This is a genomic window from Hyphomonas sp. KY3 (assembly GCF_017309975.1).
Lineage (GTDB): Bacteria > Pseudomonadota > Alphaproteobacteria > Caulobacterales > Hyphomonadaceae > Hyphomonas.
Window position 1 is genome coordinate 1,755,951 of sequence record NZ_CP022271.1, and the last position, 23,366, is coordinate 1,779,316.

Consider the following 23,366-nt stretch of genomic DNA (forward strand, 5'->3'; position numbering starts at 1 on the left):
ACATGCTTGGAAAATTGACTTTGATCGGCTGTGGTCCGGGCGCATCGGATCTCCTGACAATACGTGCCGCGCGCCGGATCGGTGAGGCAGATATTGTTTTTCATGACCGATTGGTCGAGGCTGATGTGCTGGAACTCGCAAGCCCCGCAGCCACCCTGCAATATGTTGGAAAAAAATGTACGGATGGTGGGCGTCAGCAGACTGACATCAACAGCATGTTGCGTGGCGCCTTGCTGGCAGGACGCCATGTTGCACGTCTGAAGTCTGGCGATCCCATGATATTCGGCCGAGCCTCTGAGGAAATTGCGGTGGCTGTTGAACTTGGCGCCGAAATTGAAATCGTTCCGGGTGTGACCGCGGCGTTGGCGGCGGCGGCGGAATGCTCGATCCCAGTGACCGAGCGCGCCGAGTTGCAGAGCTTTGTCGTGACGACAGGTCGCTCTGCGAACAAGGACAAGGAACCCGATTGGGCCAATTTATTGAAACCCGGAATATGCGTGGCTTTCTATATGAGCGTAGCGCAGGCATGGCGCATTCAGACCGCCTTGATGGCGCGAGGTGTGCCGGGGTCACTCCAGGCGGAATGGGTGGAGAATGTCGGAAAACCGGACTGTCGCAGGGTAGAAACTCGCTTGGACCGTCTTGCTTTGGATGCGCGGCAACACAGAGTCCGGAACCCTGCCATACTTTTCATTCGTTACCCGCTCAGTGCGAAGAATGTGGAAGTTATTCCCGCTCCAGCTGACGGTATGACTATTTAGCCAAATGGGTGATTTGGCTCGTGTCGAGGGCGCCGAGCCGACTTCTCTGGTCTCTGATGGTGAAGCCTGAAATGTAGCCATCAATATTGGTCGGATCGAATATGCGCCGATCCATGAACTGGTCTGCCCCCATGGCGACGGGCTCTGTTGCATCACTCAGTAGCCAGGCATGTTGATGCGCACCTTCCATTTTTTCATCGGCGCTGGGGCAAGCTATGCCCAGTCGCTCGACAGCCTCGCAGTAGATGTCAGGTCGGAAAGCCAGCCTGGCGATAGCACTCGCATCCACATCGTCTGGAGCTTCTCCCCACCGGATCATCTGGGACAGGATCCACTTGGCGTGTGACCGCCAGGGGAAGTTAGCCGCGTAGCGGTGGAAGACGTTGAAATCGGGCATATCTATGCGGAGTTCACCACCCGTCTGTCGGTTCTTTCCCGTGAGTGAGCCTACAACTTCGTCGAAGGGCGCATTCACATAGTCGGGGGTCGAAATGATCTGGGCTGCGGTTAACCGGTTGTCCATGTCATCCAGCCAGGCGCAAGTCTCCGACAAAGCGGCGATGAGCTTTAGATGCCATTCCTTGTTCTGCTCGGTCCAGTCCTGACGCACTCCAAGAACTTTTTCAGGGCCATTCGACCAGATCTCTCCGGATGTGATCAGTGTGCGTCCAATACCCGCAACCACAGCGGCATTGTTCCACGGCTCGCCGACGCAATAGCCATCGATCTGTCCGGCCGCGAGCGCGTCAACCATCAGGGATGGCGGCACGACCACGAGGTTGAGATCGCGCATCGGATCAATGCCGGCGGCGGCCAGCCAGTAGCGCAATTCAAGTGCATGCATCGAATGAGGATACACATGCGCAAAGGTCAGCGCGGCTTTGCCATCTTCCTTGCGCTGGTCTATCACGCGTTTGAGGGCGTAGGCGGAGAGCGGACGACGAGAAATGGTCTCCGGTGCCATCTGCGCCATGGCTTCGAACAAGGCGGTTGAAACGGTGATCGCATTGCCATTGAGGTTGAGCGTGAAGGCTGTCGTGAACTCACCTGGGAAGGGACCGATGCCGGCTGCCGAGGCAACGACCATGGGTGACAGCATGTGGGCGCCATCAATCGCGCCGGTGCCGAGCGCGTCGCGCATGGCTGCCCAGGAAACAAACCGTTTAAGGGTCACATCCAGTCCATGCGCTGCGAAGGCACCACGCTCCTTGGCTACCGCCAATGGGGCGCAATCTGTGAGCTGTGCAAATCCGAGTGTGAGAGAATGTGCCATCAGATGTTGTCCGGTGCATGCTTGCCGGCAAGCATGCCGACAATGGTCAAAATGTTTTCAGCCACCTCTTTGATGGGCTTGCCCTGTTGTTGGGACATGGTGCGTATTGAGGAGAAGGCTTGGTCCTCCGTCATGCCATGATGCTGCATCAGCATGCCTTTCGCGCGCTCTATCACTTTGCGAGCGGCGAGATCGTCCTTGGTTTTTTTCAGTTCGTTGCGCAGGCCATCCATGTGACGGAAGCGGGCAATGGCCGTGTCGATGAGGGGCTGGACCCGTTTGGGGGTTAAGCCATCAATCACATAGGCGCTGACGCCGGCTTCAATTGCCTCCTGCATACCGCCGCCACCTTCTTCCTCCACGAACATCACAATGGGTTTGGGGTTGGATTGAGCGACCAGGCGCAGGCTTTCAATCGTGTCTCTATCCGGCGAATTGCAATCCATGATGATAACATCCGGACTGATCCGGACGATCAGGTCGAGGAGAACCCGTCCATGGGTTTGCGTGGCTGTGTGCACCACGGCATTGGCGATCAGTCCCTCTTCAACCTGCCGGGCCCGTTCCGGATCTTCATCAATCAACAGCACGCTCAAAGGCGCAGCCGAAGTGACTGCGCCTTGAGCTGGAACAGCTTCAACTTCCTGACCCTTAGAGGGCGAAGTCAAACTGGATCCAGAACTTGCTGGTGTTTGTGGCGAAGTCATCTGCGCTGTAATCCGCATATTTGAGGGTGATACCGATCTTGTCCCATTTTGCAGAAGCCGCGAGATCGAGTTCGCTGCCATAATCGGCCCCTCCGACATCTGCGCTGAAATCATGATAGACTGCAGTCAAGGCCACACCACTGAACGGGCCGACATCGCCAACCTGATACGCTGCCTTTGCATAAATATCTTCCACACCGGTCGTGGGAGTGGTCAAAAACTTGTCGGCCCAGCCCTGGAATTTGTGAAGCGTCGCCAGCGGTGTTTGAAATCCGCGTGCATCGTCGCCGCCGAGCACTTCAATGCCGGCGCCGAGCGTAACTGCTTCAACAGAATATGTGCCTTCAACGAGATAGTAATCGGCCGAGTAATCCAGGGAACTGGAGCCATAGTCGGACTGGCTAGCGTAGGAAACTGTGTATCCGAGCTTTCCGGTCCCGATGGCCTGCTTTCCCGCCAATCTGGCGCCGACTGTCTGGGACGAGAAAACGCCGCCAGCATTGTCAACGTCAATCTGATAGGCAAAGCCAGTCAGCGTACCGATCGGGGTGGGGTGACTGAGGTTCAGCAGATAGGAATCGCCATCCCAGCGTCCCACGGCGGAATCATCTCCAAAGATGCGGTTGATCTGGGCGATATAGGTAAAATCGACCTTCAGCTCGCCCAACGAGGAATTCTGAACCCTTGCGCCATCGAAGGTCTGCTCATTCTGGCGCCATCCGACATTGCCCACAAAACGCGCGTCATCCAGGCCGATCCTTTGGCGACCCAGCGTGATTATCGTATCCGGCAATGAGGTATTGGTTAGTTGAAATCGGTTCAATTCCGTTGCATTCGGATCCGCGACGACCGGATAGCCGGTCTTTCCATTGATGGTCGAATTGAAATCGTCGATGAGGTCGTCGATGTGATCGAACTCGACCAAGAGAGCGGTGTCGAAGATTTTGCCTGTCTCGAAGCCGGCTCGGAAGCGATAGGTGAGGGCGCTTGCATCCTCCGGCAGGCCTTCCTGTTCGACGCCCTCATAGCGAAGCCGTGCATTGAAGATCGGCTTTGTGTCAGCCAGTGCGGTTTCCCAGCGGGAAGTGGTCTGGTCGGCTTCGGCCGCACACGGGAGTGCAACGGAGAGCAACACGACAGGCGCGATGAGCGCGCGGAAATTGGGTTTTGCAGACATGATCAGTCCTCGGTCTGAACTGGCATCGCCGTGAAAGGCGTAGACCAGCAGAAAGAAAAATAGCCCGGAAACCAACGTCCGGACGGTTCAACTTCTTCACCGAAGATTTGCGCCCAGCTTCGGGCGCGAAGACTTTGACCATTCAAAGCTGGCTAGTTTTTGCCCCGGGCCACCGAACTGTGCAACGGGATCAAGGAGTGACAAAAAACTTCCGCCAATTCAGATCAGTCTCTGGGCGGGATGATTGAGGTCTGCCAGAAATTCAGTCATTCTGGGCAGGTCGGGAAGATGTAGCGGTTTACGCTGCTGTCACGGGGAAAGGATCTTTGAATGACGGTCATGGGGTGCCTGTTCGCGGGAGGCGCAGGACGCAGGCTCGGCGGCGTTGAAAAAGCGTTGATCGAATTTTCCGGAAGTCCCCTCTGGAAGCGCGCCACCCACCGGATCACCCCCATGGTCGACCAGATGGTGGTCACGGGTCCTACCGCGCCGGAGTGGTCGGAGGCTGTTCCGGGGCTGGTTTTCGTGCAAGATTTCCAGCCGAACGGTGAGCCTATCGGCCCGGCGGGGGGGCTTCTCGCAGCATTGGAGCATTGTCTGCGAGAGAAAGGACCAGAGAGCTTACTGCTGACTGTTCCGATTGATGCCCCGTTCTTCCCGGTGGACCTATTCGCACAATTGTCCACTGGCCGCGGTAACGCACGCGCCGCCCTGGTCGAAACGGAGTTTCGTCTACAGCCGACATTTGGCCTTTGGTCATGTGCGCTCGCGCCAGATGTCCGCTCTTGTGTCAAGCAGGGCAAATTGGCGCTCCACGCAATCGCCGATCATGTTGGGGCAGTCAAAGTCCGGTTTCAGGCCGAAGATGAGGCGTTCCTGAATATAAATACGCCGGAGGATATTCAGCGCGCTGAAGCTGTAGCGGCCTTGTTGGAACGGTCTTAGCCTGCCTCTCTGACGGGTTTGATCAATCGATCAGGCCAGCCAGACACCTTCCACCATATCTCCAGCCGCCAGGGCCGGCGCGTTAGATGGGCGATGAATAAGGAAGTTCGTCTCGATAAAGGGGGTGAGCAGAGAACTGTCCTGGTTGCTGGCGGGCGTGATACTGGGCGCCTCATTCTTGGTGTGGGCTAACGTCCCTCTCAGGAAGGCCTCTCGCGCTCCGTTTGCCGGTAAGGACGCTACGAGGGACGCCTGCATCCATTGGGCGTCGGCTGGTTGGCCTTGAAGAGCATTCGTCAGGGGCCTCAGAAAGAGATGGGCGCAAACAAGAGCCGAGGCCGGGTTCCCCGGTAATCCCAGAACGTATTGATGATCTCGTCTGGAATGCCAGGTCGGCTTTCCGGGCTTTATGGCGATTTTGGTGAAGATGGGGTCAAAGCCGAGATGCCCGAAAACATCCTTCATGTGGTCATGATCGCCCACGGACGCGCCGCCGATTGGGACAAAGACATCCGGGTTACCCGCGTCTTCTACGCGGCGTCTGATATCGGATGGGTCATCCCTTGCTGTACCGAGATTGATGGCCTCTGCTCCCCAGTCGCGGATCAACGCCTTCAGTGCATATTCGTTGGAGGATATGATCTGTCCGGGTTGCAGGTCGGAGCCGGGAGGTTTCAATTCGTCGCCATTGGTCAGTAATGCCACACGTGGGCGACGATACACAATCATGTATGCATGATTGGCGGCCGCACAAATAGAGAGGTGAGCTGGCCTGATCCGGGCACCTGCTTCAAGAAGCACTTGCCCTGCGTGAAAATCGACCCCCGCTTGCCGGATGTTGCGCGGCGATACCTGGGGCACATTGATCCAGACTGTGGTGTCCTGCCGCCGGACATCTTCCTGAATGATGACATGGTCACATCCGCGCGGGATAACCGAGCCGGTGAAGACCCGCACACATTGGCCGGGAGCGACAATGCCATCAAAGGGCGTGCCTGCGGCGGCCTCTCCAATCAATGCCAGAGGCCCATTGCTGAGCGCTTCTGCGAATCGCACGGCGTAGCCATCCATGGCAGACATGGCCGCGGGCGGATGGGTCAGTCTCGCCGCCACATCTTCCGCCAATATTCGACCGACACACTCCTCCAATGGAAGCGTTTCCGTTTCCTGGATGGCTGGCACACTGCCGATATGCGCCAAGGCTTCCTGTCTGGTAATCATGGGATCGGTCTATACATGACTGGTCAGAAGGCGGAAGGCCACGATCAACACAAGCAGTGCAGTGATTGCTTTCACCCAACGCTCGGGGAACATGCCGAGAAGGAGTTTGTGCCCCAGCCAGCTGCCGAAGGCGACAGCGATGAGGAGGGGCCAGAATTCCCAGAGATCGATCGTCATTCTGCCAGTCTGCAATGACATTGACTTTCCGACCAGTGCGGCAACAGAGTTGGCCGCGATATAGGCACTGGACAAGGCAGCTATGGTTCGTGGAGGGGCCCATCTGACGAGATGGAGGATCGGTGCCAGAAAGATGCCGCCGCCAATCCCGACAAGGCCTGACACATAGCCAATCCCTGCGCCTATTAAGGGGGCCGCGAGTTTTGGCAGGCGCGACGTGCTCAATGTCTCAGGGGACGTGCGCATGAAGCTTGTCCACGCCAGTTGGATGCCCGCTGCAAGCAGGGCGCCGCCCAGTAGCAGGACGAGTGTGCGTTCGGGGATAGGTGTCAGTCCGCCCAGGAAGGCTGCCGGCACAGACATGGCCAGGATCGGTAGGACGCGAGAGTTTGGATACAGGCCAGCCTTCCAGCATTTCGCCGCCCCCAGGCTGGACACGAGGATGTTGCAGCAGAGGGAGACAATCGGCACCAGCATTACGGGCACGCCCGAGATCACCAGCAGGGCCGTATACGTCGAGCCGCCGCCGAACCCAACGCTCGAATAGAGAAGTGCCACAAGCGCGAAGCCGAGCGTAAGCCAGATCATCGTATCTTGGTGCCTCCTGAAAAAAGGGATGTAAACATGCGGCTATCCCGGGCTAGGTTGTCCGGGTTGTCAGGATTGTTCGAGGAATTCCAGCGTGATCCGTATTCAAAGCGCTCCGTTGGACATAGAGTCCGAACTTCAGGCATATCGCCTGAGCTCTCCGGATTATGGGGCGCTGGCCAGTTTCGAAGGGTATGTTCGAAGCGAGCATGGGAACGTCACGGCGCTCGAACTTCAGCATTATCCTGCCGTGACCGAAGCGGAGATCACCCGGTTCGAACGAATGGCCCGGGCTCGGTTCGATGTGCTAGACTGCCTGATAATTCATCGTGTTGGTCGAATATTGCCTTCAGAAGCGATTGTACTGGTAGCGGTTCTGGCAAAACACAGGAAACCTGCCTTCGAAGCTGTCGACTTTCTTATGGATTATCTGAAGACAAGTGCTCCCTTTTGGAAAAAGCAGATCGGTCCCGACGGAGAGACCTGGATCGAGCCCAGATCGAGCGATCATGCGGCCGCAGCTGCGTGGAACAAAGAAAGTTGATCCCGTATGACCGATAAGCCGGAACTGCCAGCGCCCGGGGGCAAAATAGTGATGGAGCGCGCCTTCAAGCCCGTTCGTATCGCCCTGCTGACCGTTTCGGATTCGCGCGATGAATCGTCTGATACGTCAGGTGCTATTCTCTCAGCGCGCGTAGAAGAGGCAGGTCATATACTGGCAGCCCGGACGCTGGTCACGGACGACAAGGAAATCATTTCCGCGACAGTCCGGACGTGGATCGACGCGTCGGACATCGACGTCGTGATCTCGACGGGAGGAACCGGGTTGACGGGCCGGGACGTCACGCCGGAAGCTCTGATGCCGTTGTTCGAGAAGCAGATCGAAGGATTTGCCGTCGTCTGGCACATGGTGAGCTATCAGAGCGTCGGCCTGTCCACATTACAGTCTCGCGCCTGTGCTGGCGTGTCGAATGGCACGTTCATCTTCTGCCTGCCCGGGTCGAATGGCGCTTGCCGGGACGGCTGGGACAAGGTGATCCGGTGGCAATTGGACAGTCGCCACGCCCCCTGCAACATGGTCGAACTGATGCCCCGCTTGAAAGAGAGATGACGTCATGAGCGGAGAGGGACTGACACATCTTGATTCCCAGGGACGACCACAGATGGTCGACGTATCCGCGAAGGATGTCAGCGCGCGGGTCGCGATGGCTGAAGGCGTAGTTCGCATGTCCGCCGCAACGCGGGATCTCGCATTAGGTGGAACGTCGAAAAAGGGGGATGCGATCACGACCGGCATTCTGGCGGGGATCATGGCCGCGAAACGGACCGCCGAATTGATCCCGCTCTGTCACCCGCTTCCCTTGTCACGGGTGAATGTCGATATTACGCCCAATGAAAATGGCCTTCGAGTGGTGGCAGAGGTGCGCACTTCTGGCCGGACGGGCGTGGAAATGGAAGCACTGACGGCGGTGAGTGTCGCTTGTCTCACGCTCTACGACATGCTGAAGGCTGTGCAGAAGGACATGGAGGTCTATTCCATCCGACTGCTGAGTAAAACCGGAGGCAGTTCGGGTGACTACTCCGCGTCGCCGGCTGAGGATTCGGCTTGAAGGTTCGTCTTATCGGGCCCGGTGAGGCGGAGGTTGGCGCATCAGGCCAAGCACCACCGCGTTCCGCGCTCATCGATGGGGCAGGGCGGCGGGTCAGCTATCTTCGGCTCTCGGTCACGGACCGGTGTGACTTACGATGCACCTATTGCATGCCGGAGCGTATGCGGTTTCTGCCGAAGACGGACATTCTCAGTTTTGAGGAATTGGCCAGGCTGGTTGATGGGTTTATCGCGCGAGGCATCACGAAACTGAGGATCACGGGTGGAGAGCCCCTTGTGCGCCGAGATGTCATGCAATTGCTGGAACATCTTTCGCGCAGACTCGGCACGACCGGTCTGAAAGAGATTTCCTTGACCACGAACGGGACGCGCCTCGAACACTATGCAGCGGATTTGAAACGTCTGGGTATTGAGCGCATCAATGTGTCTCTGGACACGCTGTCGCCGAAGATGTTTCAAAGGGTCACGAGGAAAGACCAGTTCGAGACGGTCATGCGGGGGATCGCGAAGGCCCGTGATGTCGGATTGAAGATCAAGATCAACACTGTGGCCTTGCGAAACATCAACGAAGACGAGATCCCCGAAATAGTCGAATGGGCTCATCGTCAGGCCTTTGATGTCTCCCTGATTGAGACCATGCCATTGGGCGAAGGTGTGGCCGCTCGTGAAGACCACTACCTTTCGCTTCTTACAGTACGTGAGACGTTGGCTAAGCGCTGGAGCCTGGAGCCGTTGGTCTATTCGACTGGTGGACCTTCGCGGTACGTACGAATTGCCGAAACAGGCGGCCGATTGGGATTCATTTCACCGCTCAGCCACAATTTCTGCGGGACGTGCAATCGTGTGCGCGTTACCTGCACGGGTATGTTGTATACCTGTCTTGGATACGAGGCCGGGGTAGATCTGCGCGGTGCCCTGCGTGCAGAGCCGGATGGATCAGTGTTCCACGACGTATTGGATCAGGCATTGCGCCAAAAGCCTGAGCGCCATAATTTCGATGCAGAGCGCATAGACCAGCCCGCCACACAACGCACTATGTCTGTTACGGGAGGCTAGGCGTGGCGAAAGGAAAAATCCTGTTTTTCGGAAAGCTGTCGGATCTGGCGGGCGCCAACGAATGGCCAATGCCCGAATTCGATGGAGACTTGCCTGCAACCAGGTTTATTGCGCACATATGTCAAACGCGTCCTGACCTTGCCGCGGTGCTCTCCGAACAGCAAAATCGAATCTGTGTGAATCATGAGATTTATCCCGCAGCGGCAACGCTCCGAATTTCAAGTGAGGATGAGGTCGCCTTCATTCCTCCAATGAGTGGGGGATGACTGCATGGCCTCAAGAAGGTGTTGTCAGGGCAAACATCTGGAGGCGACCAATGCTGGTGTTTAGCCTGAGGAAATGGCCAAGAACCCGTGTCGCTACTTTAAATCCTCGCCTGAAATCATCCAGCTTGGCGTGTTGATGTACGTCTGATTTCCGCTGTCGCTCCAAAATGTCGAGGACCTTGTCCACAAGCGAGGGAGGGATAGATGTCAGCTACGAAATCCTGAGGCTCTGGGTTGATCGGTTCGGCACATTGCTCGCACACAAGATCTGGAGGCGGCGCTCAGAGTCGATGCGAAGAAGCCTCCAATGGCGGTGGCACCTGGACGACGTCTTCGTCGAGATTCGCGGCTTACGCCACTACCTCTGGCGAGCCGTGGATCATGAAAGCGAAGTCTTGGAATCGTTTGTCGCGAAGAAGCGCCATAAGGCTGCTGCGTTGAGGTTTCCTCAAAAAAGCAATGAAGCGACATGGGAATCCACGAATTATTGTGACTCGTAGATGGCCGTCTAATCGGGCCGCGATGAAGGTCATCGGAAGTGAGGCGCGCCAAGAAACTGGTCGCCATCTGAATAAACGCGCATAAATTTCTCACCTATCCTTCCGCAGGCGAGAGCGGGCGATGTCCCGGCTCAGGCGGATGCGAAGTCTGCAGAAGTTCGTCTCAGTTTCTTCGTCAGTGCACAATCACTTCAACTTTGAAAGGCACGACAACACCAGAACCCTGTTCAAACAGAAACGAGACACCGCGCTTCGCGAGTGGCGCGACCTCCTTGTTGCCTAGCACCTGCTCGTCCGCGAATTGTGAAGACTGGTTCGCATTAGACTGACAGCATCCGCGCGAACATGCTGAGCGATGCGGCCGATTCTCATCTTGGCGGCGGTTCCGAGACTAAGCCTGGGGCTCGGACGGGCCCGCCGGTAGCCGGGCTAAGCCCCAAACCCATGGCGGCTGACGAAAGTATTGTAACGATTGCCGCCGTCAGCAGGGCTGCATAACCACCGATCTGGTCCAGAAGACCGGCGCTGCTCGCACCGAGCATCATGCCGAGCGCCATTGATCCCATCATTAAAGCATATGAGGTGGCCGCCACGTGCTCTTCACACACGCGCATGCCCAGTGTCACCATGCAGAGGTAAAACCCGAAAACGATCAGGGTGTAAAACAGGTACCAGCTTGAAAAAAACAAGTCGGTTGTCGAAGCGAGTGCCACAAAGATGAATATGGCGATGACACCGGCCACGATACCCGATGTCCAATATCCGAGTGTGGCTGGCCCGATTTTGTCGGTTACCCAGCCCCCAACCAGCAATAAACCGGCACTGGAGATCAGATATCCAATCCCCGCCAAGGACGAATATCGCGTCTCTCCCCACTGCATTTCCTGGGCTGCGAATGCCGGCAGCGTCGCTTCGATTATGCCTTGATGCATGCCGTAGAAAACGCAGAGACCAATGATCAAGAGCGGGTCACGCCGAAGCAAGACGCGGAACGTTTCGCGCAACACAGGCCCCCAGGCGTCTGGTTTGGCATCGCGGCTCTGGACCGACGTCTGGCCCTCATTCCATGGAAAGAGTTTTTCACCCGGGCGTTCCCGGATCAGGATGGCGGCGAATGCGGGGATCGAGAACAGGCAGGCGGTTGCGATCATCGCAATCGGAAAGCTCTGATACTCAAGGAAATACCCAACCAATGCCGCGCCGCCAGCCATGCCCACAGACTTTCCGCCCAGCATGAAAGCATTGATCTTTCCGAGTTCATTCTTGGGAGTCAGGTCGATGATCATCGCGTCCAGCGCCACGTCCTGAACGGCCGTCATGGCCGACAAGACCGCGCCAAAAATGATGATCGTCGCCAGCTCACTCGGCAAAGGGCTCCGAATGGCGAAGGCGATGAGCGAAATGATCAAGCAGGCCTGCGCGCCAACAAGCCATGCGCGCCGACGGCCCATCGGCAGAAAGGCATACCGGTCGATAACGGCGCCAATAAAAAACTTGAGACTCCAGGGTAATGAGATTGCTGCGATAAACGACCCGATCGCCCCAACGGGCTGTCCGTTCACGGCAAGCCAACTCGGAATTGCGACGAAGAACAACCCCTGGGCCAAGCCTTGCGCCAGATAAAGTAAAGTACCGGTCGCAAAGCGCAAACGTGCATTTTCGGTATAAGCTGGCAGCTTAGAGGTTCCGGCTTTTAGAGCGATATTCGCGTTATCCGTCATATCAAAGTGCCTCACTCAAACAGGGTTGTGGATAACCGGGAGCCAAGCCTGCTTATCGCCTTTGCCGGAGACCTCTGTTGCCAGTAAAATTAGGGGGGGCATCCAGAAGTCTCCGGTCGACACAGCTATGCCAAGCCTCTCGGTCGGAGGTCCGATAAGCCATGCAGCACACTGTTTTTATTAATGTAATCCGAGTAAACTGTGCAGGGTCACGGCGACCACCGTCAAGCGATGCAAGCGTCAAAATAGTGTCAAATCGGTCGATAGATTATGTGACCGTGACGGGTGCGGACCATACTGAGAAGTAAATACGACACCCCACATATCGAGGTTTGACCAGGAAACGGGGTGCCGTGAAAGAATTCCGCACTGTTAAATGCCGGCTTTATTTAAGGTCGATCTCATGCACGATGTAGCTGCCGGTGATTTCGCGCAATTCTGGATAGGTCTCAAGCGCCCGCTTTGAACCCGCATCAGCTTGCTCCTGGCCGAGCGCGTCCATGAATGCCTCGTACTTCTCTTTCGATGGAGCCATATCGGCAAGACTGGCATACTTTGTGACAAGCAGCAGATTAAAATCACCGCTCTCAGGCGTAATGCTCGAATAGATGGAATAGTCCTCAATATAGCCGAGTTCTTTACTGATTTCCGCGCCCCGAACCCAGGTCGCCTTCAGACCCTCGAGATAGTGATCGCCCGCATTGGTCTTCACCTTGATAGTTCCGATTTCCCAGACCGCGTCGCTGATCTCATAATCAGTGAATGGCTCTAGTTGGGCCTGCGCAGGTGTGAGTCCGATTGAAAATGTGATCAGTAGCAAGCTGAAAATTCGTTTCATGGTTTCTCTCCGTAATTCCCTTTTTGGGTACGCGGAGGATGGTGCTCTTGTGCCAACACGGTCAATTCGAGGTGGCGTCAAAAAAGCGTTAATTCGCTTGGGACTTAGCGCGGGTCTGAGGGGATAAGATCCGGCCAACCATATTTTTCCCACGCCTCAACCATGCCAATGTCTTCAGCGAACGCCATGAAATCCGGGTGCTGAAGCGTACGGCCGATGGGGTCGATGTCTGTCCAAAGGCTCATCAGCCCCGGCATATTGGCAGGGTGAATCTGTTCACGATAGACCTTCATCACCAAGTTAGAATGCCCCATCCAGACCGCTGGCCAAGCGACGGTTTGATCGTAGGGGTCGAGCAAGGTTTGGTGCAGCATGTCAATCAGTTTACAATAGGTCTGGCGGGCCTCTTCATTGCCGCTGCAAATGCCTTCCGCGGCGGTTTTCAAATAGAAATCGCGCGCTTCGTCTGAGATTTCGGCCGCGCCAGGTGGCGACATAATGAGTGTTCCGACATAACGCCGTGTCTCAAAATAAGTTTTGACAGCGGTTTCGTGATTGCCGGCAGCAGCTTGCGCGACCCCGAGATAGAAACCTGGAATCCCGAGATCTGCCATCCGTTGTCCTGCACGCATGGCCGCCTCAAGATCTCCAACATTTAAGTGTGCGACACAAAGCATGACATAGTTCCGGCCATAGACGGGATCCTGTTCAATCGCTGCTTCGATATAGGGCAAGGCCTCTCTTGTGCGTCCGAGATATAATAGGCTGGATCCCAGTCTCAGGGTCACATCGGCATTGTGGGGTTCCAGCCTATAGGCTTCCAATGCGTATTCCAGCGCCCCAGCGGGATTAAAGCACGTCCATTCATGGATACTGAGTATCGCGTAGGCATAGCCTTGATTGGGATCGAGATCCAAAGCGCGCCGCGCGCAAGATGCCGCTTTTTCTGATAGCGCAACGCGCTCGAGACAGGGCGTATAGACAGCGACATGAATGAACGCCTCGCCGAGGGCCGTCCAGCATTCAGCAAACTCCGAGTCAATCTCCAAGGCTTGCTCAAGCAGCTCGACAGCTTTTAGCAATCCCCCTTCCAGTGTTACCCGCTGGGTCAATGTTCGCCCCTGCAGATACAGCGCATAAGCCTCACGGCTGCGCGTCATCGTCCGTACCGGCCGCGAATTTCGCTCAAGACCCATGGCATGGCTTAAGCCCGCAATGGCATTTTCGCCGATTAACTTACGCTGATCGAAAAAGTATGTTTCGGACTCAACAATCTCATCGAACCATATCTGTTTGCCGGAAGCCCCCTCTATCAGTCGTATGGAGAGCTTGACTGAACCTGTGGATCGATGGACCGCGCCTTCAATGAAGTGTGTCACGCCAAGCTTCTCGGCCATCTCTGGAAGCGTTAGTGATGATCCAGCCACCGCCTCCGCAGATGTTTGTCCGGCAAGCGCCAGTCCGTTCAATCCGCCAAGACGTGACGAGAGTTCCTCAACCGCCGCATCTGCGAGAAACAGATCGCCACCTACTTCGTCAATCTGCTTGAAGGGCAGGATTGCAAGTCCTCTACGTTGACGTAGTCGAGATATGCCACTCCAACCGTGCCAGGCTTGTTCTAGAGCTTCATGACGCTCGTCTAGCCCGCTCGCTCTCAGCGCCGACAACAGGCGCTGTGTGGAAATCCGAAGTCGGTTTTCGATCTGACCACGCTGGATTGCGAGCCATTGAGTCAGGTCGTCTCCCAAATCGAAATTCGCGAGCAGAGGCTTTCCGGATAGCTCAAGCAGAAGCTGTGTTGCAAGGACATCATCTCTCTCTTTCAAGGCTGTTTCCAGCGATTGAAGGTCAGTGTGGATCAAATGTGATTTGACCGCGAGCTGAGTGTTGGAGATCTCCAGAATTTCCCAACCCGAGCCTTGAAATTCGCGTTTGAGATCGTGCAGGCATTGTCGCAGACTGGCGCGCGCCTGAGGCTTGAAGCGGCCCGCCCATATTAGCTTGCTGACCAAGTCCCGGCTTAAGCTTTGCCCTGGATTTATACTCAGCATAGCGAGAATGGTACGCGCGCGCCGGTTGGAAATGTCGATTGGTGTTTCGGATGGTGTTGCGACTTGAAATGAACCAAATAGCGAAACGTGGAGTTGGAACTCGAGGTCTTCAATTAGCGGCAAACCCCGTTCTCCCAATATTTTCGGTTATGTTGAGCTTACCGACCGGGCCTTCTCCCAGCAACCAAAATGTCGTTTCCAATCATTCAACGACCGCTGAGGATGCGAAAGAGGACATCGGAACACAAGTGTCATTGGCCCTTTGTTGTTGGCCGGCAATATACACCCAATGACGTCTTCCAGCGTCATTCGCCCCGTAACATCAACGCGCCCAGCTGAGACAGGTACGGACAGGCCTCCGAACGGCGTATCTATTGGGAAGGAGTTCTGTACCAATTAGTGAAAATCACGCGCACGAGCCAAAACACCATCAGTGCCAGAACGGCGACAATCGGGGCGGTGAGGAAGAATGGTGTGCGCAGGACTTCCGGCAGTACGTCATTGTTACCGAGAAAAAAGATCGTCACTGCAATGAACAGAGACAGACACATCCGCCAGAGATGGCGCGCAATCCGATGCTTACCAGTACAGCCACCGCGCCGGATCACAGCAACATCATACGCCCCAAACAGCCCCGCGAGCGCGGCCAGGATGAAAAAGGCGGCGGAGGGAACATCGTCCTGTAAAGGAGCCCCGCGGATTGTTTCGGTCAGGCCCGTTCCGAGTGCGAACGCGCCTGCAAAGAGAATGAAAAGACAATTCGCTAGCTCAAACCGCTCCGTTTTACCTTCGCGGCGTATCACGGTCGCCCAGCCACTCGAGAGCAAATAGAAGGCCATCACGCTCAGGAAAATAGTGAAGAGAATGGATCGCGTGACGCTGAAATAGAGGCCACTTGCGATCAGGAGGAACATTGCGCCAAAGAACAGGTTTCCGGCCACCCTGTGCAGACGGAGCCCCTTTGCGACCGCCAATGCTCCCGCACCAGAGATGACGGCCAGTGTGCCCATCAACAGATGTGCCAACCCCATGAGTGGAAGTTCAGACATGTTGTTTCATCCTGATAATATCGGGCACTCAGGTCGCTGAGGGCAGCAGCTCAGGTGACCTGCGGGCCAGCATCACGACACTCACCCAAACAAACCAGACGATCTGGCTGAGCCCGAAAACAGCGTTGAGGGGTTCGAAATCTGGATAGATCGTCACGATTCCGGCAAGCCCGATGAAAACGCCGAACAGGTTCAACGCACTGGGCAAACCGCGACGCCGCAGTCCGGCCAAGCTGGCTAGCGTGTTCCAGACGCCGCCAACCAACTCGGTGCCCCCGCCCAAAACATTCTGCACAATGCCAACAGCGAGCCAGACCGTTGCGGCGCGTTCGGTATCAGTTTCAGCAAGGCGCGTGACGCTGTCTGCGCCAAGGATGGAGAGCATGCCGCTGACCTTCTCGCCGGATAGGTTTCGTCAATGAGCAAGTCAGAACTGAAGCGTTTCATCGCAGCCCGGTTGACGGGTGCAGGAATGTTCGAAACAGGGATACCGGGGAGTTCAGCTGTTTCGCATAACTGAGCCAGTGGGTTGCGCCCCGGTCATTTATGAACCTTGTATCATGGCAATCCTGAATGGCGCCAAAGAGGCAATCCTCGATGGAGACCGCCATATCTATGACAGTCGTCAGCACATGTGCTGCTCCCTAAACCTTCCCGTCGAAGCCGGGGCGCCCAAGGCGTCGCCGAACGATCCGCTCCTCGGCGTCTATATCGCGCTCGATCCGCGCGTAATGACTGAGCGCACCATGGAAATAGAAAGTATTGGCGGTATCGACGCCATGTCGGCCGAAGGAGCTATGGTTCGAGGTCTTTCGTTTGCGGGCTGGAGCCCTGATTTCACCGAAGCGATGTTACGCCTGATTCAGTTGGTCGGCAGTCCATCAGACATTGCGATTTTCGGGAAAACCCGTCTCCGGGAAGTTTACTATGCAGTCTCTCTTCGTGGAGCGGGTAATTCTTCTTGTTCGGAATCAGGACAACATGGCTTCAGTGGCATTGGCCCCCGTGGAAATCCTAATCAAATCCTAAGTCATTGGGCGGATATTCCAGTCCGGCTTTTGCAGAGGGCTAACTGAGCGTGGGTAGGGTTAACCCTACAGGCCGAGGATCCCCATGCAGCAATATATCAGTAAATCCAAAACGTCTTCCTGGGATGGCCCGATTGATGAGCTGGCAGAATCCATTCTGAGCCCGGATCGTCTGCAGCAATCGATCATCTTCTACAGTGCTCTGACAGCCCTCATCATCATGATGATCACGATCACGAGCCTGCTTGTGGTTGATCAATACGAACTGAATATCGGAACCTTCATAGACGCTCTTACGGCGGCAGCGTTGATTGCATCTGCTTACTTCGCAGCCAGACGCAAATTCATGTTGCTCCAGGGATTGCTGCTTTGTGTCAGTGTTCCGGCAAATTTGCTCGCCATGCTTGTATTGGACCATGAAGGCATATTTGTGGGAATGCTATTACTCAGCATTACACCGATCATCTGGGGGCTCTTCACCACGATGAAGCTGAGCTTTGCCTACACTGCTTTCATCATCGGGTTCATCAACTGGTATATGGGACCAGCCGATCGGTTGGACGTAATTGTAGGCGGAGTAGACAATACGGCACTTACAGCTATCGGGCTGAGCCTGATTGCTATTGCGTGTTGTGTTGCGGCCGTACTGCCGAAACAATTCGGACACAATGTCTACACCACGCTGAAAGAGGTTCTACAGCGGGAGAATAGATATCGGGGGCGGTCTACTTCGTATGCCGAGATGTCTTCGGACTGGCATATTGAAGTCGATTCGACTGGCAAGATTGTCCATTATTTCGGCAAGGGCGACGCTCTCGGTCGTCGTTGGCGCGACGTGCTGATTGGATGGGAAAACGACGAGGCGGTGTTCACAGGAGCTATTCAGCGTCGTGAGCCGTTTTCGAGGATAAAGGGTGTTCTGCGCGCCGATGGCGTCAATTGCAGCGTTGAGGTTAGCGGGCGTCCGCTGTTCTCCGAGAATGGGGAATTTACCGGGTATCTGGGCGTGGCGCATGACATCAGTGTACGTGAGGAATTTGAGCAGAAGCTGAAGCAGCAGGCCACGACGGATCTTCTAACAGGCTTGGAGAACCGCCACGCATTCAATTCTCTGATCGAATCTTGCAAGAGAGATGATCGTCCTGCCTTGATGAGCGTCCTCTACATCGATTTGGACAAGTTCAAGGAATTGAATGACCGGCATGGTCATGCTGGCGGGGATGCGGCGTTGATCGCACTCGGGGGTCGGTTGAAACATCTCGCCGACAAAGACGATAGCATTCGCGTGTTCCGGATTGGGGGCGATGAGTTCTGTTGTGTTGTTGGCAGGGCGGTGAATCTTGATGATATCTCGGTCTTGGCAGACCGAATCAGATCCTTGGTATCAAAGCCAATCGCATATGATGGTCGCTTGATTGATGTAACAGCGTCCATTGGCGCGGCCATCGGCTTGCAGGGAGAATCCATTGCGGACGTGTTGGAACAGGCTGATGCGGCAGTATACGAAGCGAAGTCACAAGGTGGTGATTCCTGCGTTGTTCCAGACGCGAAAGTACGTCAACGCCTGGAGCGTCGCCTGTCCATTCACCGGGACCTCATGCCTGCAATAGATGAAGGCAAGATCGGGTTGTACTACCAGCCGATTGTGCGGGTCTCAGATTGCCAGTTGGTTGGTGTCGAAGCGTTGGCGCGGTGGACTCACCCCAAGTACGGATCGATCAATCCGTCGGAATTCATCGAGATCGCTGAGGCAAGTCGGCATATTATTGCATTCGGCCAGTATGTGTTGCGTCAGGCATGCGAAGACGTTCTCGGGTGGATGTCGAAGAGCGGTGACAGCATTCGGTTGAGCGTCAATGTATCTCCCAATGAATTATTGTCCGATGGTTTTTCTGAATCGGTCGCTGAAATACTTCAAAAGACGGGGTTCCCCCCACACCTGCTGGAACTCGAAATCACGGAGCGGGGCGTGCTGCGCAATATCGAAACTTCGTGCAAGGTGATTGAGGTTATCCGGGAAATGGGTGTCACGATCGCTTTGGATGATTTCGGGACCGGAAATTCTTCGCTCAGCCGTCTGGAGCATTTGCCGGTGGACCGGGTTAAGATCGACCGCTCATTCTTCGTTCGTGCGGAAGAAAGTGATCGCGCCCGGCAAATCCTCGGCATTCTGTCAGGCATGAGTCGGGTTCTGGATATCAAGGTGATTGCTGAAGGTGTGGAGACAGAAGAACAGTTCCGGTTCGTGAACCTGGCAGGCTTTGGTGAAGTACAAGGCTATCTGTTTGGTCGACCTGCGCCTATTTCACAACTGGGACTGGGTATCAAGTTAAGCGACCGCATGGGGCAATTGGCCTGAGTGCTCACGCGTTGCTGATCGCTTCTTCGATTTTTGGAAGCGTATGATGCGCCAGATCGCGGTTAAGTTCCGCCAGGATTGAAACCGATCCTGAATCTGTCAGCATCGGACGTAACTTCCCGAGTGAGCGAGGATCTGCTGCGACGACAAGGCTGGCGGGAGTTGACTGGCCTATTTCTTTCAGGGCCATCTCGGCGACGGTCGACAGAAAGCGTTCTTCTGCAATGTCGTGCCAGTCAGTCTGTTCTGTTGCGGCATGTGCGCCAGAAGGTGTCTTGAAGCGCCCGGCCCGATCACTTGACTGATCTCGATTCGGCGGATTGTCGTCCTTTAGAGCCTCGACAATTCTCAAATCCAGCAAATCGGCATCGCCCTTGTTTTCCAAAAGCAGGGCTTTTGAGCCATCGCACACAAGGACGAACGCTCCGGTTGGCAAATGCATAATCGAGTCTCCCATATGACGCATACAGAGTGCAGATTTATTCGTTTCGCAGTTTGACAACTATCAACCTGACCTCTTTCACGGAGACAGGACTATTGATGTCCAAGGCGGATCGAGGCGGCAACAGTGTCCAGAGTCATTCCGAGTTTTTGCTGATCGCGGCCCGCGCATCTGTTGTGATAAAGCAATCTGCATAATCCCCGCAAACGGGCTCTGGTGACAGTCGGATCGTCGCGACAGCTTCATATTCTCGCTTGGGCTTGGAGTGCCACGGGCTGTCGAGTTCATAGACACCGAAATAGTAAGGGAACAGGGCATCCGCAGATTGATGATAGGTGCAAGTCGTGTCGGGGGCTGTTCTGAGCGTTGTTGTGCAGGCGGTCTCCCGACCGACAATCGTGAAGCTTCCAGCGGATTCCTCTTCAGCGATCTCGACCATACGGTGAAACAGGCTCGCTTCTACCTCGTCTCGGCTTGTCTCTGAATCCCCCCTGAAGCCTACGCGGATCAGCCCATCGCCAACGTTTTCACTCGTATAGCCGTGGAGTTCAGTTGCAGGCTGGTAAGGAGTTGGCGCCGTCGCGCAACCTGTTAGCAGGGCTATGGCCAGCAACGCGATGGATGCGACGGGCGAGGGATTGAGATTGGCCATAATTCGATTGCCTCCACTGATACGGACAAGATGATGGACCTTAACCAAACGCCAGCGCCCTTTATTGATGCTTATCAACTGTTGAAACAACTTCGTCCTTATCGGATACGCCGCACGGCAAGCCGCATCTGCTTTTCCACTTCGAGCAAACCAAACACCGCAATCCCGGTACCGACTACGATGGAAGCGTAAAAGGGAGAAAGCGAGACGGTGCCAAATATACTCTGCGCAGCTGGAAGGTAGGTCGCCATCAGTTGACCGACCATGACAATCAAGAGTGCCACCCATACAGAGGGTGTGCCCTTCAGCCCGTCCAGTGTGCTGGACGCTCCATGTAGATAGCGAACGAAAAACAGGTAGGCGATCTGGAGAACAACAAGCGTGTTGAACGCAACCGTCCGGGCCAGTTCAATGGAGGCGGACTGATCTAGCGTATAGGTGAAGACTGCGAAGACGGCAGCCGCGAAAAGGATAGTTGCAACGACGATGTCTGCGAGCAATCCACCGTCTAGCAAGGTCGCATCGCGCTTGCGAGGGGGCTGTTGCATACTTCTGGGCTCAAGAGGTTCCAGGGCGAGTGCGAAACCAAGGGTCATTTCCGTGATCAGATTGATCCACAATATCTGGATTGCTGTCACTGGAAGCGTCGTGCCGAACAGAAGTGCCAGAATCACGACACTGGATTCCCCGCCACCGGTGGGGAGAGTCCAGCGGATCAGTTTTCGAATATTGTCGTAGATCCGGCGCCCCTCAGTGACGGCGGCAGCGATCGAGGCAAAATTGTCGTCTGCGAGGACGACTGCGGCAGCCTCCTTCGCGGCTTCGCTACCCTTGACGCCCATTGCTACGCCAACATCGGCACGTTTCAGGGCAGGCGCGTCATTCACGCCGTCTCCGGTCATCGCCACGATCATGTTTTGGCTCTGCAGGGCCTGCACCAGGCGCAGTTTGTGTTCAGGGCTCGTGCGCGCGAAGACATTGGTCTCCAGCGCCGCGTGGACAAGGTCGACATCATCCATCGCGTCCAGATCACGACCTTCCAGGACGTGACCCGAGTGAGGAAGTCCGATTTCCTTTGCGATGGCAGCCGCGGTGCCGGCATGGTCGCCAGTGATCATTTTCACCTGGATTCCAGCAGCATGACACTCAGCGATAGCATCCACAGCCTCGGCGCGAGGAGGGTCTTTCAGACCCACGACACCCAGAAAAACCAAAGCGCCTTTCAGCGCTTCCGGGGTCAATGCCTGGTCCGTCTTGGCCTCTGCTGAGGCCAATGCAAGTACTCGCTGTCCCTGCGCAGCCAATTCAGCGGTAATCGCCGTGATTTCCTCACGGTCGATGGGAACCGGTGTTCCATCTGCACCGATCATGTGCGTGCAAAGCGCCGAGATATCCTCTGGAGCACCTTTTGCGTGGATTCGTACGCCAGCCGGCCCCGAATTCTTGGTAGCCATGAAGCGGTGGCGAGAATCGAAGGGCAGGACAGCCTGACGGGGAGTGTCACGTCGCACATCCTCGGCATTTCCCAGGACCTTTCCGGCGAAGGCAAGAAGTGCACCCTCCATGGGGTCTCCACTGACGATCCAGACGTCTCCCTCCTTTGCCAGACTGGAATCGTTGCAGCGCGCCGCCGTTTCCGCGAGTAGCTCAAATACAGGACGGATGGTCTCCGACGGCGATGGCGTAATATCCCCGCTTGGCGTGTATCCATCTCCTGTCACATCGAATGCCTGTGATGCGATGATGAGTGCTGAGACCGTCATTTCATTGTGAGTTAATGTGCCGGTCTTGTCCGTGCAGATGACGGAGACAGCGCCCAGGGTTTCGATAGCAGGCAGACGTCGAATGATTGCATTCTTTCCAGCCATAGCCCGAACACCTATCGCCATGGTGATGGTCAGGACTGCTGGCAGGCCTTCCGGAATGGCCGCAACCGACAAGCCAACCACGGACATGAAGGTTTCGGAAAAGTCGGCATGTCTGATGAACACGCCATATGAGAGCAAGGCTGAGCCAATCAGCAGGATCAGAATGGTCAGCCATTTGGCGAAGGCATTCATCTGGCGCAGCAATGGCGTCTGCAACTCGTCCACAGACGACAGCATGCTGCTGATCCGGCCGATCTCCGTATTGACGCCTGTTGCGGTGACCAATCCCTCGGCCTGCCCAGCAGTGACAATAGTGCCGCTGAATGCAGAACTCGAACGGTCGCCCAGGACCGCATCGGTGCGCGACGGTTCCACGGACTTTTCGACAGGTACAGATTCTCCAGTCAGGATTGCTTCCTGAATTTTCAGGCCGCTGGATTCTATCAGTCGAAGGTCTGCCGGAATTCGATCTCCAGCCTCAACGAGCACGATATCCCCCGGAACCAGGGTTTCGGCGTCGACCGTCACCCTGTCTCCATCTCGCAGCACGGCAGCGTGAGGTGAGAGTAGGGTAGCGATCTCTTCCATGGCGGATTCAGCGCGGCCTTCCTGAATGAAGCCGATGACACCATTGGCCATCACTACGAACAGGATCACGGCAGTGTCGATGGGATGGCCTAACCACCATGTGACGGCTGCAGAGGCGATCAGCACATAGATTAAAGCATTGTGAAAGTGACGCAGAAACCGGAGCAGAAGCGGCGTCCTGCGTCCGCGGGGCGTCCTGTTTAATCCGTATTCACTCAAACGGGCTGCCGCTTCAGCTTGTGTCAGTCCCAGCCGGGAGGATGAGAGGCGTTTTAAAGCTGCCTCAGTCGACTCTGCATGAGCAGGCACCGGCATTTGGTTGGGTCTTGACTGATGATCAAGCATGAGTGTGTTCCGGATCCTGTGTCGGGACCCTGAATGGATACATGACCGCGCGTGGTTCGCGTCTCCGTAGAATTACGGATGGAGACGTTGTGGATCCGGTTCAATATAGGGTCTCGTGTTCGTGAGACGTGTGGTCTCGCTATCC

Annotated in this window: 22 protein-coding genes and 1 pseudogene; 10 read left to right on the top strand and 13 right to left on the bottom strand. The window is 55.8% G+C overall.

Features of this window, described 5'->3' with window-relative positions; all coding sequences use genetic code 11:
• Positions 1 to 2: 2 nt before the first annotated feature.
• Positions 3 to 761 (top strand): uroporphyrinogen-III C-methyltransferase, encoded by a 759-nt coding sequence (cobA, locus tag CFA77_RS08665; RefSeq protein ID WP_206993113.1) that lies wholly within the window; start codon positions 3 to 5, stop codon positions 759 to 761.
• Here the strand turns inward: cobA and CFA77_RS08670 are convergent.
• Genes CFA77_RS08670 through CFA77_RS08680 form a run of 3 tightly spaced genes read right to left on the bottom strand, consistent with a single transcriptional unit; the run spans position 754 to position 3,918 of the window.
• The gene (locus CFA77_RS08670; protein ID WP_242517531.1) at positions 754 to 2,034 is read right to left on the bottom strand and encodes a CmpA/NrtA family ABC transporter substrate-binding protein; all 1,281 of its coding nucleotides are present in this window, start codon (positions 2,032 to 2,034) and stop codon (positions 754 to 756) included. The two genes, cobA and CFA77_RS08670, sit on opposite strands and share 8 nt — an antisense overlap.
• A complete protein-coding gene (locus tag CFA77_RS08675; RefSeq protein ID WP_242517532.1) occupies positions 2,034 to 2,702 on the bottom strand; it encodes an ANTAR domain-containing response regulator in 669 nt (222 codons plus the stop codon). Before CFA77_RS08675 ends, CFA77_RS08670 begins: the two co-directional genes overlap by 1 nt.
• Positions 2,686 to 3,918: a hypothetical protein gene (locus CFA77_RS08680; protein WP_206993114.1), complete on the bottom strand. Its 1,233-nt coding sequence runs from the start codon at positions 3,916 to 3,918 to the stop codon at positions 2,686 to 2,688. Before CFA77_RS08680 ends, CFA77_RS08675 begins: the two co-directional genes overlap by 17 nt.
• A gap of 330 nt (positions 3,919 to 4,248) precedes the next feature.
• On the opposite strand from CFA77_RS08680, the gene CFA77_RS08685 reads away from it, so the two are divergent.
• Positions 4,249 to 4,863 (top strand): molybdenum cofactor guanylyltransferase, encoded by a 615-nt coding sequence (locus CFA77_RS08685; RefSeq protein WP_206993115.1) that lies wholly within the window; start codon positions 4,249 to 4,251, stop codon positions 4,861 to 4,863.
• Positions 4,864 to 4,893: 30 nt separating this feature from the next.
• On the opposite strand, the gene CFA77_RS08690 is transcribed toward CFA77_RS08685, so the two are convergent.
• Positions 4,894 to 6,084 carry a molybdopterin molybdotransferase MoeA gene (locus tag CFA77_RS08690; RefSeq protein WP_206993116.1) on the bottom strand — a complete coding sequence of 397 codons (1,191 nt, stop codon included), beginning with the start codon at positions 6,082 to 6,084 and terminating at the stop codon, positions 4,894 to 4,896.
• Between the two features lie 9 nt (positions 6,085 to 6,093).
• Positions 6,094 to 6,849: a sulfite exporter TauE/SafE family protein gene (locus CFA77_RS08695; RefSeq protein WP_206993117.1), complete on the bottom strand. Its 756-nt coding sequence runs from the start codon at positions 6,847 to 6,849 to the stop codon at positions 6,094 to 6,096.
• Positions 6,850 to 6,943: 94 nt separating this feature from the next.
• Here CFA77_RS08695 and CFA77_RS08700 point away from each other — a divergent pair, with 94 nt between their 5' ends.
• The 6 genes and pseudogenes from CFA77_RS08700 (at position 6,944) to CFA77_RS17300 (ending at position 10,563) form a co-directional block, all read left to right on the top strand.
• Positions 6,944 to 7,393, top strand: a complete 450-nt coding sequence (locus CFA77_RS08700) for a molybdenum cofactor biosynthesis protein MoaE (RefSeq protein WP_206993118.1) — start codon at positions 6,944 to 6,946, stop codon at positions 7,391 to 7,393.
• Between the two features lie 6 nt (positions 7,394 to 7,399).
• On the top strand, positions 7,400 to 7,960 hold the full coding sequence (gene moaB, locus CFA77_RS08705; RefSeq protein ID WP_206993119.1) for a molybdenum cofactor biosynthesis protein B: 561 nt from the start codon (positions 7,400 to 7,402) through the stop codon (positions 7,958 to 7,960).
• Positions 7,961 to 8,012: 52 nt separating this feature from the next.
• Positions 8,013 to 8,459, top strand: coding sequence for a cyclic pyranopterin monophosphate synthase MoaC (gene moaC, locus CFA77_RS08710; RefSeq protein WP_367173563.1), 447 nt, complete (start codon positions 8,013 to 8,015; stop codon positions 8,457 to 8,459).
• An 11-nt stretch (positions 8,460 to 8,470) separates the two neighbouring features.
• Positions 8,471 to 9,514: a GTP 3',8-cyclase MoaA gene (gene moaA, locus CFA77_RS08715; protein WP_371822988.1), complete on the top strand. Its 1,044-nt coding sequence runs from the start codon at positions 8,471 to 8,473 to the stop codon at positions 9,512 to 9,514.
• Positions 9,515 to 9,516: 2 nt separating this feature from the next.
• The gene (locus CFA77_RS17295; protein ID WP_206993122.1) at positions 9,517 to 9,780 is read left to right on the top strand and encodes a MoaD/ThiS family protein; all 264 of its coding nucleotides are present in this window, start codon (positions 9,517 to 9,519) and stop codon (positions 9,778 to 9,780) included.
• Between the two features lie 154 nt (positions 9,781 to 9,934).
• Positions 9,935 to 10,563: pseudogene (locus CFA77_RS17300) on the top strand (transposase).
• Positions 10,564 to 10,648: 85 nt separating this feature from the next.
• Here the strand turns inward: CFA77_RS17300 and CFA77_RS08730 are convergent.
• The 5 genes from CFA77_RS08730 to CFA77_RS08750 all read right to left on the bottom strand — a co-directional run bounded on the left by CFA77_RS08730 (position 10,649) and on the right by CFA77_RS08750 (position 16,324).
• Positions 10,649 to 12,001 (bottom strand): MFS transporter, encoded by a 1,353-nt coding sequence (locus CFA77_RS08730; RefSeq protein ID WP_206993123.1) that lies wholly within the window; start codon positions 11,999 to 12,001, stop codon positions 10,649 to 10,651.
• Between the two features lie 385 nt (positions 12,002 to 12,386).
• On the bottom strand, positions 12,387 to 12,839 hold the full coding sequence (locus CFA77_RS08735) for a hypothetical protein (protein ID WP_206993124.1): 453 nt from the start codon (positions 12,837 to 12,839) through the stop codon (positions 12,387 to 12,389).
• Between the two features lie 104 nt (positions 12,840 to 12,943).
• Positions 12,944 to 14,236 carry a tetratricopeptide repeat protein gene (locus tag CFA77_RS08740; RefSeq protein WP_206993125.1) on the bottom strand — a complete coding sequence of 431 codons (1,293 nt, stop codon included), beginning with the start codon at positions 14,234 to 14,236 and terminating at the stop codon, positions 12,944 to 12,946.
• A gap of 1,025 nt (positions 14,237 to 15,261) precedes the next feature.
• Positions 15,262 to 15,939: a hypothetical protein gene (locus tag CFA77_RS08745; RefSeq protein WP_206990368.1), complete on the bottom strand. Its 678-nt coding sequence runs from the start codon at positions 15,937 to 15,939 to the stop codon at positions 15,262 to 15,264.
• Positions 15,940 to 15,967: 28 nt separating this feature from the next.
• Positions 15,968 to 16,324: a hypothetical protein gene (locus tag CFA77_RS08750; protein ID WP_206990369.1), complete on the bottom strand. Its 357-nt coding sequence runs from the start codon at positions 16,322 to 16,324 to the stop codon at positions 15,968 to 15,970.
• A 79-nt stretch (positions 16,325 to 16,403) separates the two neighbouring features.
• Between CFA77_RS08750 and CFA77_RS08755 the strand changes: the two genes are divergently transcribed.
• Together CFA77_RS08755 and CFA77_RS08760 are read left to right on the top strand one after the other, a co-directional pair.
• Positions 16,404 to 17,015 carry an AraC family transcriptional regulator gene (locus CFA77_RS08755; RefSeq protein ID WP_256434911.1) on the top strand — a complete coding sequence of 204 codons (612 nt, stop codon included), beginning with the start codon at positions 16,404 to 16,406 and terminating at the stop codon, positions 17,013 to 17,015.
• Positions 17,016 to 17,052: 37 nt separating this feature from the next.
• On the top strand, positions 17,053 to 19,326 hold the full coding sequence (locus CFA77_RS08760; protein ID WP_206990371.1) for a bifunctional diguanylate cyclase/phosphodiesterase: 2,274 nt from the start codon (positions 17,053 to 17,055) through the stop codon (positions 19,324 to 19,326).
• A gap of 4 nt (positions 19,327 to 19,330) precedes the next feature.
• Here CFA77_RS08760 and CFA77_RS08765 read toward each other — a convergent pair whose 3' ends face one another.
• The 3 genes from CFA77_RS08765 to CFA77_RS08775 all read right to left on the bottom strand — a co-directional run bounded on the left by CFA77_RS08765 (position 19,331) and on the right by CFA77_RS08775 (position 23,221).
• A complete protein-coding gene (locus tag CFA77_RS08765) occupies positions 19,331 to 19,768 on the bottom strand; it encodes a host attachment protein (RefSeq protein ID WP_206990372.1) in 438 nt (145 codons plus the stop codon).
• Positions 19,769 to 19,904: 136 nt separating this feature from the next.
• On the bottom strand, positions 19,905 to 20,420 hold the full coding sequence (locus CFA77_RS08770; RefSeq protein WP_206990373.1) for a hypothetical protein: 516 nt from the start codon (positions 20,418 to 20,420) through the stop codon (positions 19,905 to 19,907).
• Between the two features lie 98 nt (positions 20,421 to 20,518).
• Positions 20,519 to 23,221 carry a cation-translocating P-type ATPase gene (locus CFA77_RS08775; RefSeq protein WP_367173564.1) on the bottom strand — a complete coding sequence of 901 codons (2,703 nt, stop codon included), beginning with the start codon at positions 23,219 to 23,221 and terminating at the stop codon, positions 20,519 to 20,521.
• Between the last annotated feature and the right edge of the window lie 145 nt (positions 23,222 to 23,366).

Bases quoted from the DNA above. Each gene is read 5' to 3' on its own strand.
- CFA77_RS08735 (WP_206993124.1), bottom strand. From the start codon at position 12,839: ATGAAACGAATTTTCAGCTTGCTACTGATCACATTTTCAATCGGACTC.
- moaC (WP_367173563.1), top strand. From the start codon at position 8,013: ATGGTCGACGTATCCGCGAAGGATGTCAGCGCGCGGGTCGCGATGGCT.
- CFA77_RS08730 (WP_206993123.1), bottom strand. From the start codon at position 12,001: ATGACGGATAACGCGAATATCGCTCTAAAAGCCGGAACCTCTAAGCTG.
- CFA77_RS08695 (WP_206993117.1), bottom strand. From the start codon at position 6,849: ATGATCTGGCTTACGCTCGGCTTCGCGCTTGTGGCACTTCTCTATTCG.
- CFA77_RS08740 (WP_206993125.1), bottom strand. From the start codon at position 14,236: ATGGCCGAGAAGCTTGGCGTGACACACTTCATTGAAGGCGCGGTCCAT.
- CFA77_RS08775 (WP_367173564.1), bottom strand. From the start codon at position 23,221: ATGCTTGATCATCAGTCAAGACCCAACCAAATGCCGGTGCCTGCTCAT.
- CFA77_RS08670 (WP_242517531.1), bottom strand. From the start codon at position 2,034: ATGGCACATTCTCTCACACTCGGATTTGCACAGCTCACAGATTGCGCC.
- cobA (WP_206993113.1), top strand. From the start codon at position 3: ATGCTTGGAAAATTGACTTTGATCGGCTGTGGTCCGGGCGCATCGGAT.
- CFA77_RS08690 (WP_206993116.1), bottom strand. From the start codon at position 6,084: ATGATTACCAGACAGGAAGCCTTGGCGCATATCGGCAGTGTGCCAGCC.
- CFA77_RS08760 (WP_206990371.1), top strand. From the start codon at position 17,053: ATGCAGCAATATATCAGTAAATCCAAAACGTCTTCCTGGGATGGCCCG.
- CFA77_RS08745 (WP_206990368.1), bottom strand. From the start codon at position 15,939: ATGTCTGAACTTCCACTCATGGGGTTGGCACATCTGTTGATGGGCACA.
- moaB (WP_206993119.1), top strand. From the start codon at position 7,400: ATGACCGATAAGCCGGAACTGCCAGCGCCCGGGGGCAAAATAGTGATG.
- CFA77_RS08680 (WP_206993114.1), bottom strand. From the start codon at position 3,918: ATGTCTGCAAAACCCAATTTCCGCGCGCTCATCGCGCCTGTCGTGTTG.
- CFA77_RS08750 (WP_206990369.1), bottom strand. From the start codon at position 16,324: ATGCTCTCCATCCTTGGCGCAGACAGCGTCACGCGCCTTGCTGAAACT.
- CFA77_RS08765 (WP_206990372.1), bottom strand. From the start codon at position 19,768: ATGCATTTGCCAACCGGAGCGTTCGTCCTTGTGTGCGATGGCTCAAAA.
- CFA77_RS08685 (WP_206993115.1), top strand. From the start codon at position 4,249: ATGACGGTCATGGGGTGCCTGTTCGCGGGAGGCGCAGGACGCAGGCTC.
- CFA77_RS08770 (WP_206990373.1), bottom strand. From the start codon at position 20,420: ATGGCCAATCTCAATCCCTCGCCCGTCGCATCCATCGCGTTGCTGGCC.